10 protein-coding genes are annotated in these 9914 nt (G+C 43.6%); 8 read left to right on the top strand and 2 right to left on the bottom strand.

Annotated features, from left to right (window positions below; translation table 11 throughout):
- From O3644_RS08760 to O3644_RS08750, 3 genes are all read left to right on the top strand, one after another.
- The coding region (locus tag O3644_RS08760) for an energy-coupling factor ABC transporter ATP-binding protein (protein WP_371595509.1) at positions 1-871 on the top strand (871 nt) is incomplete at its 5' end.
- The gene (locus O3644_RS08755) at positions 864-1700 is read left to right on the top strand and encodes an energy-coupling factor transporter transmembrane protein EcfT (RefSeq protein ID WP_048764998.1); all 837 of its coding nucleotides are present in this window, start codon (positions 864-866) and stop codon (positions 1698-1700) included. The genes O3644_RS08760 and O3644_RS08755, both read left to right, overlap by 8 nt.
- A 163-nt stretch (positions 1701-1863) precedes the next feature.
- On the top strand, positions 1864-2331 hold the full coding sequence (locus O3644_RS08750; RefSeq protein WP_239665871.1) for a hypothetical protein: 468 nt from the start codon (positions 1864-1866) through the stop codon (positions 2329-2331).
- A gap of 51 nt (positions 2332-2382) precedes the next feature.
- Here O3644_RS08750 and rsmG read toward each other — a convergent pair whose 3' ends face one another.
- Positions 2383-3096 carry a 16S rRNA (guanine(527)-N(7))-methyltransferase RsmG gene (gene rsmG / locus O3644_RS08745; protein WP_048764991.1) on the bottom strand — a complete coding sequence of 238 codons (714 nt, stop codon included), beginning with the start codon at positions 3094-3096 and terminating at the stop codon, positions 2383-2385.
- 276 nt (positions 3097-3372) lie between these two features.
- Between rsmG and O3644_RS08740 the strand changes: the two genes are divergently transcribed.
- Together O3644_RS08740 and htpX are read left to right on the top strand one after the other, a co-directional pair.
- Complete coding sequence (locus O3644_RS08740) at positions 3373-3930, top strand: LemA family protein (RefSeq protein WP_048765037.1); 558 nt, start codon at positions 3373-3375, stop codon at positions 3928-3930.
- A 9-nt stretch (positions 3931-3939) separates the two neighbouring features.
- Positions 3940-4836 (top strand): zinc metalloprotease HtpX, encoded by an 897-nt coding sequence (gene htpX, locus O3644_RS08735; RefSeq protein ID WP_048764988.1) that lies wholly within the window; start codon positions 3940-3942, stop codon positions 4834-4836.
- A gap of 51 nt (positions 4837-4887) precedes the next feature.
- Here htpX and O3644_RS08730 read toward each other — a convergent pair whose 3' ends face one another.
- A complete protein-coding gene (locus tag O3644_RS08730; RefSeq protein ID WP_048764985.1) occupies positions 4888-6111 on the bottom strand; it encodes a hypothetical protein in 1224 nt (407 codons plus the stop codon).
- A gap of 247 nt (positions 6112-6358) precedes the next feature.
- Here O3644_RS08730 and rsmH point away from each other — a divergent pair, with 247 nt between their 5' ends.
- From rsmH to pbp2X, 3 genes are read left to right on the top strand one after another with little or no spacing between them, the layout of a single operon-like run.
- On the top strand, positions 6359-7309 hold the full coding sequence (gene rsmH, locus O3644_RS08725) for a 16S rRNA (cytosine(1402)-N(4))-methyltransferase RsmH (RefSeq protein WP_371595508.1): 951 nt from the start codon (positions 6359-6361) through the stop codon (positions 7307-7309).
- A 5-nt stretch (positions 7310-7314) separates the two neighbouring features.
- Entirely contained in the window at positions 7315-7635 is a 321-nt protein-coding gene (gene ftsL, locus O3644_RS08720) for a cell division protein FtsL (protein WP_005591835.1), read from the top strand.
- On the top strand, positions 7628-9913 hold the full coding sequence (gene pbp2X, locus O3644_RS08715; protein ID WP_371595506.1) for a penicillin-binding protein PBP2X: 2286 nt from the start codon (positions 7628-7630) through the stop codon (positions 9911-9913). The genes ftsL and pbp2X overlap by 8 nt, the downstream gene beginning before the upstream one ends.
- Position 9914: the final 1 nt, after the last annotated feature.

Genomic DNA, 9914 nt, shown 5'->3' with positions numbered 1-9914 from the left:
GCTGGAACTTACAGGACTTTCGCAGAATCTGACCGACCAAAAAGCAGAGCAGATTGACAGTAGGCACGAGGCCCTTTTAGAACTCGACCATGTTTCCTTTGCTTATCAGAGCGATAGACCTATTTTGCGGGATATCAGTCTGAAGATTTTCAAGGGTGAGCGGATAGCCATTGTTGGGAAAAATGGTGCTGGCAAGTCTACGCTAGCCAAGGCTCTCTGTCGTTTTATTGATACAGAAGGGGAGTATCGTTGGCAGGGACAGGATATCAAGGGAGACTCTATCAAGGAGCGAGCGGAGCGGATTGGCTATGTCTTGCAAAATCCCAATCAGATGATTTCGACCACAATGATCTTTGATGAAGTAGCTCTGGGACTGCGGTTGCGTGGTTTTGCAGAAGCAGAGATTGAAGAAAGGGTTCATGCTGTGCTCAAAACTTGTGGCCTCTATGAATTCCGCAGTTGGCCGATTTCAGCCCTGTCTTTTGGTCAGAAGAAACGGGTGACCATTGCTTCTATCTTGGTGCTAAATCCAGAGATTATCCTTTTGGATGAGCCGACAGCTGGTCAGGATCAGCGCCATTATACAGAGATGATGGACTTTCTCGATGAGCTAAACCAGCAGGGACACACGATTATCATGATTACCCATGATATGCAGCTTATGTTGGATTATTCGGATCGGGCCATCGTGGTGGTGGACGGCCAGATTTTAGCAGACCAGTCGCCTGCTCAGGTTCTGTCCAATCATGAGTTGATTGCAGCGGCCAATCTAAAGGAAACTTCGATTTTTAGCTTAGCTGAGAAGCTGGGAGTGGATCCGCTAGCTCTGACTCAATTTTACATGCGAAAAAAGGAGGAAAGTCATGTTTAATCAGCAGAAATTGATTGGCTACCATGCCGGACAGACTTTTCTCCATGCTCTTTCTGGTGCCAGCAAACTAATCTTTTTTATCCTGGTTTCGGTGGCGGCCATGATGAGCTACGATACGCGCTTCCTCCTTCTTGTGGCGCTAGCTTCCCTGATTTTATTTCGAGTGTCTGAGATTCGGCTGAAGGATATTTCTTTCGTTTTAGCTTTTGCGGGAACTTTTGCAGCACTGAATATTCTCATGGTCTATCTCTTTGCTCCTCAGTATGGGGTGGAGATTTATGGAGCAAAGAATCTGATCTGGACAGGCTGGGGAGCTTATAATCTCACGCTTCAGGAGCTCTTTTATCTTTTGAATCTTTTGCTCAAGTATTTCTCAACGATTCCCCTAGCGGTGATCTTTCTCATGACCACCCATCCCAGTCAATTTGCTTCCAGTCTCAATCAAATCGGCCTTTCTTATAAGATTGCTTATGCGGTCAGCCTGACCCTGCGTTATATTCCGGATTTGCAGGAGGAATTTTACCTCATCAAGATGTCTCAAGAGGCGCGTGGACAAGAATTATCCCAAAAAGCTCCCCTCAGCAAGCGGGTCAAGGGCAATCTGCAAATCGTTATTCCCTTGATTTTCAGCTCGCTTGAGCGAATCAACACCATCGCGACGGCCATGGAGCTGCGTCGCTTTGGGAAAAACAAAAAGCGGACCTGGTATACCCAGCAAGCCTTCGGAAAACTAGACAAACTTGTAATCTTGGTGTCCGTCCTACTACTAGCCCTCAGCCTTCTTCTTTTCGTTGTCAATAAAGGACGCTTTTATAATCCTTGGGCCTAGGCTAAAGGTGGAAAACTAGCCAGGTTTGGATTGAGAGGATCAATCGGTGCAAGAAAAAATAAATTTTAAATTTTATAAGGAATTAGTTTTTCCTATTTTTTGTGGTCTAGGGGCTTTCGTTTTGCTCTTGGCTTTGTCACAGACAGATGAAGTCGGGGGGAGAATGACCCTGATTTTAATCATCTTGCTAATGGCGATGAGCGGTCTCTTTACTTGCCTTGCTATAGTCAATAGGGAAAAGAGTTTGCGACGCTGTCAAGAACTTTATTCTCACTTTCCAGAGCTGGAAAAGGATCTTCAACTGATTTATAGCGACTCTCGTTATGCGCGTGAAAGCTTATCTCTCTATCTCTACAAGGATGCCATCATACGGGTGGATGCTTATTTCCAATTTCTCATGCTTTCTGATTTAGTTGATGTGACCATTAAGATTGAGGAAGTGCAAGAAACAAAGTATGCAAAAGTTCATCACCTGTATCTGTATTACAATCCAATGAGTTCTAACAAAGATATTCGTCTGGCTTTTGGACCTTATACGGATCAAAAATATATTGACTTATTACAGTTTTTAGATGTGATAAATCAAGTTGCTCCTTGGATTCGAATCTATAATGAGGCTGTGGAAAAATAATATGGTTTAACAAACATAAAAAATCAGGCAAGTATGGCCTGATTTTTCTTTTTATAATGGTCTTTTATTTGGCATACCGGCCTTGCGGGGGTATTTGTTGGGAGTTTCTTTCTTCTTTTCCACCACCGTAATAAAGCGAGGGTCACCGTTTGGTAGGGCATAGCTGAGGTTGTCTTGGACCTTGCTAAAGAGGAGGTTCAAGGCATTTTTTGCTTCCTCTAGCTCCTCGGGGGCGTTGGAAGCCTTGAGCGCCAGAAGTTTGCCCCCTACTTTTAGGTAGGGAATGGTCAATTCAGACAGGACCTGCATGCGAGCGACTGCACGGGCAGTGACTAGGTCAAATTTGGCCCGAAAAGCCTTGTCCTGAGCAAAGTCTTCTGCGCGGCCATGGTAGAAGTGAACCTTGTCCAGCGCCAGCTCCTCTGCCAGCAGTTTGAGGAAGTTGATGCGTTTATTGAGCGAGTCAATGATAGTCACATCCAGCTGAGGGCAGATGATTTTCATAGGGAGGCTGGGAAAGCCTGCACCTGCTCCGATGTCCAGAAGCTTAAGCTCTTGATTGTCAATCAGGCCTTGCAAAACGGGGGCAATTGAATCATAGAAATGCTTGAGATAGACCTCATTTTTCTCAGTGATAGCCGTCAGATTGATTTTTTCATTCCATTCGACCAAGAGTTCAAAATAACGCTCAAACTGGTCTTTCTGGCGGTCGGTCAGCTCGATTCCCTGCTGGGCTAAGAGCTGGTAAAATTCTTGCGGTGTCATAGTTTCATCCTTGTTTGTCAGTATTCATCCTATTATATCATAAAACGGTGCAAGGTGCTGCTACCTATCAGCTTCTTTCGTCCCCAAGGGTTAGATACAGACTTGCCCTGATTTCTAGAAAAATGAAGAAGTTTTTTCTAGATTTCTGACATTTTAGCGTTTGGATATTACTCAAGCTAAAGCTCTTTTACTAGATGACATGTCAAGAAAGACAGGTTGAGCTTTTTTTGTTATAATAGGTGCAATCAAATCATAAGGAGTATCTTTATTATGTCCATGTTTTTTATTATTATTGCAGTTGTGGCAGTTGTAGCTATTTTCGTGATTTCTGTTTACAATGGTCTTGTTAAAAGCCGTATGCAAACTCAAGAGGCTTGGAGTCAGATTGATGTCCAGCTCAAGCGCCGAAATGACCTGATTCCTAACCTGTTAGAGACGGTTAAAGGTTATGGAAAATATGAGAAATCAACCTTGGAAAATGTTACTCGATTGCGTAACCAAGTAGCTGCTGCCTCATCACCTGCCCAAGCTATGGAGGCTAGTGATGCCTTGACTCGTTCGATTTCTGGTATCTTTGCGGTTGCTGAGAATTACCCAGACCTTAAGGCAAATACAAACTACTTGAAACTTCAGGAAGAGTTGACAAATACAGAAAATAAGATTGCTTATTCTCGTCAGCTTTACAATTCAGTAACCGGCAACTACAATGTCAAAATGGAAACTTTCCCAAGCAATGTCATTGCAGGTATGTTTGGCTTTAAAGCAGCAGACTTCTTGAAGACACCAGAGGAAGAAAAGGCTGTTCCTAAAGTGGATTTTAGCGATTTGGGGTAGGTGACGACTATGTTGTTTGACCAAATTGCCAGCAATAAAAGGCGTACTTGGGTTCTCCTCGTCGCCTTCTTTGCTCTTTTAGCTTTGATTGGGGCTGCTGTCGGCTATCTTTGGCTCGATTCTCCCTTTGGTGGGATGGTCATTGCTTTCATCATCGGTGGTATTTATGCTGTCAGTATGATTTTTCAGTCTACAGAGATTGTCATGTCGATGAACGGTGCGAGGGAAGTTTCCGAGCAGGAAGCGCCTGAACTCTACCATGTTGTGCAGGATATGGCCATGGTGGCGCAGATTCCTATGCCTCGGGTCTACATCGTAGAAGATGCTTCACCCAATGCCTTTGCGACTGGCTCAAAGCCTGAGAATGCGGCTGTGGCTGCGACAACTGGATTGCTTGCCCTCATGAATCGTGAAGAGCTTGAAGGTGTAATGGGGCATGAAGTCAGTCACATTCGTAATTATGATATTCGTATTTCGACGATTGCAGTGGCGCTTACAAGTGCTGTCACGATGCTATCTAGCATGGCTGGGCGCATGATGTGGTTTGGCGGTGGCAGCCGTCGACGAAACGATCGGGATGATGACAATGGTCTAGGGATTATTTTGATGATTGTCTCTCTGCTGGCTCTTCTCTTGGCGCCGCTTGCTGCAACATTGGTGCAGTTGGCCATCTCTCGTCAACGTGAGTATCTGGCAGACGCTTCAAGTGTTGAGCTGACCCGCAATCCTAAGGGCATGATCAATGCCCTGCTGAAGTTAGACAATAGCCAGCCCATGGAGCACCATGTAGATGATGCCAGTGCAGCTCTCTACATCAATGATCCGAAGAAGAAGGGTGGCTTGCAAAAGCTCTTTTACACTCACCCACCAATTTCTGATCGGGTAGAAAGATTGAAAAATATGTAATAAGGAAGCCTAGGCTTCCTTATTTTTTGTTAAATTGTGACGATTTTTACTCTAGTTGTTTTTGAGGCTGAGCAGAAGGCAGACACCACCAAGCAGAGAGAAGACCAACCAAGCGCTTCCCATATTCCACAGACCAAGGCTGGTAAAAATCATGCTTCCTAGCGGAATGGAAAAGCTAAAAAGCATAGTGAGAAAGTTGGAGGTTTGGGCTAATACTTCTGGAGGAAGTTTACTCAGTAGCATGCTGTTGATTTTAGGATTGATTTTTCCAGAAATGTACATGAGAAAGGTCAGAAAGAAAATTCCCAAGAGAGCAGGAGCTTGGAGTAAATTGCTGATGCCTAAGAGGAGGAGAGCTAGCGAGCACCAAACGACGAGTCGCATCAGGGAGAGCTTGGAAAAATAATCATTTGAGAAGGCACTGGCAGAGATAATCCCAATCACTGTGCAGGACTCGATAATGAGCAGAGACTGGCTCAGGTTTAGTCCCCAAAATGGGTGATCCAATAAATAGAGATTGTAGAGTCCCATGATAGAGCCGGCCAGTGCGTTTAAGAGGAGGACTTGAAGCAGCACTAGCAGGAAGTTTCCGATTTTTTCTTGTTCAAAAATCATTTGGACATTCTGGTAAAGGTCTTTCATTTGTTTTTTGAAAGGAAGTTTTTGCTCTGCAACAGCAGGAGCATCATGGGTGAGTTTTTGGCGAATCAGATAAAGAGTGCTTGAGGAGAGTAAGAAGCAGAGGGCGTTGATGAGGGCGACCATAGCGAAATTCTGCTGGCTGATACTCAGTAACCAGACGCCCAAGGCTTGCCCAGCAAAATTTCCTAAAAAAGTAAGAAGTTGAGTGAAAGAGTAAGCTTCCATCAAATCTTTCTCTTCTATATTTTTCTGTAAGATAGGCATCTGTAGGCCACTGCGATAGTCGCTGATAATGTCGGAAAAGATATTGAGAAAGCAGACGGTAGCAAAGGCTAGGTAGGAGGCAGACTTGGTCAGGAGGGCGACCAAAATGAAGAGGAAGGCCTGCAAATAACCTAGATGAATAAGCCAGCGGGCCTTTTGAAGGGTTTTGTCAGCTTTCATCCCGACAAAGACTGTGAAAAAGGTAGGAACAAGAACGATAAAATTGGCAATACCAACGGCAAACTTGGGCTGGGGCATGCTAGAAGCAAATACGATAAAGACGATATTATAGATAGAAGAGCCTAGGATATTAAAGATCCGTGACAGACTGATAAAGGCAAATAGTCTATTTCGTAAAGCAAGTTTCATAATAAATCTCCTTTGGGGACGAATCAATTTCGGAATGTGAAGGAATTCCAACTCGCAATGCATTGGTAGTTATAATTATAGCAGAATATGGCATGCCCGCAAGGCCTTTTCCCTGACTGGTAGAAGCTGGTAAGCTAAGTGGTAGATTTCTAAAAGTGACTTGCAAAGGCTATAAGGTAGCCTATCAAAAGCTGATATATTCTTTTAGATTTTTTTTTATACATGAATGTGATATAATAGATAGGATATGACAAAAGAATTTCATCACATTACTGTACTTCTTCACGAAACGATTGACCAGCTTGATGTTCGACCAGATGGCATCTATGTTGATGCGACCTTGGGCGGAGCTGGGCATAGCGAGTATCTTTTGAGTAAGCTGGGAGACAAGGGACATTTGTATGCTTTTGACCAGGATCAAACTGCGATTGACAATGCCAAAAAACGTCTGGCTCCCTATATTGAGCGGGGCATGGTGACCTTTATCAAGGATAATTTCCGCAATCTAAAGACTCGTTTGAATGAAGTAGGGGTCGAGAAGATTGATGGAATTTGTTACGACTTGGGCGTATCTAGTCCGCAGCTGGATGAGCGGGAGCGCGGTTTTTCTTATAAGCAGGACGCACCGTTGGATATGCGGATGAATCAAGAAGCTAGCTTGACAGCTTACCAAGTTGTGAATCACTATCCTTATAAGGACCTAGTCCGTATTTTTTTCAAATATGGCGAAGATAAGTTTTCCAAGCAGATTGCCCGTAAGATCGAGCAAGCGAGAGAAATCAAGCCCATCGAAACGACGACAGAGCTGGCGGAGATTATCAAATCGGCCAAACCTGCTAAGGAACTGAAGAAAAAAGGTCATCCAGCTAAACAGATTTTTCAGGCCATTCGGATTGAAGTCAATGACGAGTTGGGGGCGGCCGATGAATCCATTCAGCAGGCTATTGACTTGTTGGCTGTAGGTGGTCGTATTTCAGTGATTACTTTTCATTCGCTGGAGGATCGCCTGACCAAGCAACTGTTTAAAGAAGCTTCAACCGTAGATGTTCCTAAAGGTTTACCCTTCATTCCAGATGATTTGCAGCCTAAGCTAGAGTTAGTTTCTCGCAAACCCATTTTACCAAGCAAAGAAGAATTAGAAGCCAATAATCGCGCCCATTCTGCGAAATTGCGCGTGGCTAGGAAGGTGCATGAGTAAGTTTCATGGCAGAAAGAAAGCAACACCCTATTCAAAAACGGATTCGGAAATTTTCTCGAGTCGAAAAAGCCTTCTATGGCTCCATTATTTTAACAGCGATTATCCTTGCAGTCAGTATTGTGTTTATGCAGACCAAGCTGCTGCAGGTCAATCATGATTTGACTGAAGTTAATGCTCAGATTGAGTCAGAGCAGGCTGAATTGGATAATATTAAGCAAGAAGTGAATGAATTGACACGTTATGAAAGGCTGTCCCAGTTGGCCAGCTCTCAGGATATGAAACTCCAAAAGGGAAATCGTAAGACAGTGAGTACAACCAATGAGTAATAGATTTTTAAAAAATATTCAGCGATATGCTTTAAAAAATAGACAGACACCCGAATACAATCGAAAAAGAGTGGGAAAAAGCATGAGTGCCTTAGCTGTCTTTCTTTTTTTCATTTTCTTAATTAATTTTGCGACGATTATCGGGACGGATCAGAAATTCGGTGTTAATTTGTCAAAAGGTGCCAAGCAAGTGCACCAAAAGACAGTCGTGGTCGCTGCCAAGCGAGGAACGATCTATGACCGCAACGGTGTCCCGATCGCTGAAGATGCAACGACCTATAACATTTATGCTGTTATTGATAAAAATTACAAATCCGCCGCTGGCAAGGTCCTCTATGTAGAAGAATCTCAGTATGAAAAGGTTGCTGAGATTCTTAATCAACATCTAGGAATAGATAAGGACTATGTTAAGCAGCAGCTTGCGCAAAAGGATTTAAAGCAGGTTTCTTTTGGTTCTCAAGGAAATGGGATCACCTATAGTACTATGAGCTCTATCCGACAAGCGATGGAGAAGGAAAAGATAGAGGGGATTGATTTCACAACCAGCCCTAACCGTAGCTATAGTAACGGTATCTTTGCTTCGCAATTTATCGGTCAGGCTCAGATGCAAGAGGATAAAGAAGGTAATAAAACTCTTGTGGGAACCTCAGGGATGGAGCAGTCGCTAGACCGTATCTTGGGCGGTCAGAATGGTCTGGTTACCTATGAAAAAGACAGCAAAGGAAACATCATCCCAGGTTCAGAGGAAATTTCTGTTAAGACAGAAGACGGCAAAGATGTGTATACAACTCTTTCTGCCCAGCTGCAGACCTACTTGGAAACGCGGATGGATGCCTTCCAAGAAAAAGCGAAGGGTAAATTTGTCAGTGCGACTTTGGTCAGTGCTAAGACAGGTGAAATTTTAGCAACGACCCACCGTCCGACTTATAATGCGGATACCAAAGATGGATTGAATGCTGAGCATTTGAAAACTTGGAATAACTTCCTTTACCAGACGCAGTATGAGCCTGGATCAACGATGAAAGTTATGACTCTAGCCTCAGCGATTGATAATGGATCCTTTAATCCAACCGGAACATTCGATAACTCGGAATATAAGATTGCAGATGCTACCATCCGCGACTGGGATGTAAACATGGGGTTATCAACAGGACAAGTCCTGACCTATGCTCAAGGTTTTATATACTCTAGTAATGTTGGGATGACACGTATTGAGCAAGACATGGGAGATGCCAAGTGGATAGACTATCTATCAAAATTCAAATTTGGCTTACCGACTCGTTTTGGGATGGGATATGAAGAATATGGTGCCTTGCCTACAGACAATGCTGTAACCATTGCTATGAGTTCCTTTGGACAAGGAATTGGGGTAACCCAAGTGCAGATGTTACGTGCCTTTTCGGCTATTTCAAATGATGGTGTTATGTTAGAGCCGAAATTTATCTCTGCTATTTATGATTCACGAACGGGTAGTGCCCGCAAATCCCAGCCAGAAATCGTTGGTCATCCAGTTTCAGGAAAAGCAGCGAAAACGACTCGGGACTATATGATTCAGGTTGGAACGGTCCCTTATTATGGAACACTGAATATCGGCGGAGAACCGGTTATCAAGGTTTCTGGGCAAGATGTGGCCGTGAAATCCGGAACAGCCCAAATTGCGACAGCTAAGGGCTATTTGGAAGGGGAGAATAATAACATTTACTCCGTGGTAGCCATGACGCCGGCAGAAAGTCCAGATTTCATTATGTATGTCACTGTTCAGCAGCCTGAAGTTAAATTTTCACCACTTTTCTGGCAGGAAGTTGTCAATCCAGTCTTGGAAGAAGCTGTGGCACTTAAAGACAGCTTGAATCTGAGTGGTGATAGTCCTGCTTTGGAATTGGTTGAAAAAGAAACAACCTATAAAATGCCATCTATCGATGGTTTGACCAAACAACTGAAGTTAAAAAATCAAATTAGCCCAGGAGGCTTGGCTGATGAGCTTCGCCGCAATCTAGTACAGCCCGTTATTTTAGGAACAGGCAGTGAAATCAAGAAGATTTCTGTAAAAGAAGGGCAAGAACTAAAAGCCAATCAACAGATTTTGATTTTAAGTGATAACTTTGAAGATTTGCCAGATATGTATGGCTGGACCAAGGAAAATGTGGAGCAATTTGCTGAATGGCAAGGGCTGGAAGTCAATTTTAAAGGCAAAGGCTCAAAAGTTGTCAAACAGAAGGAAAAGGTCAATACAGACCTGAAAAAATTGAAAAAAATAACCGTTACATTGGGAGACTAGC

This window comes from Streptococcus sp. 27098_8_113 (assembly GCF_041432545.1).
In the GTDB taxonomy this organism is placed as follows: domain Bacteria; phylum Bacillota; class Bacilli; order Lactobacillales; family Streptococcaceae; genus Streptococcus.
Note: the sequence above shows the minus strand (reverse complement) of the source record. Positions and strands in the feature narration are given on the sequence as shown.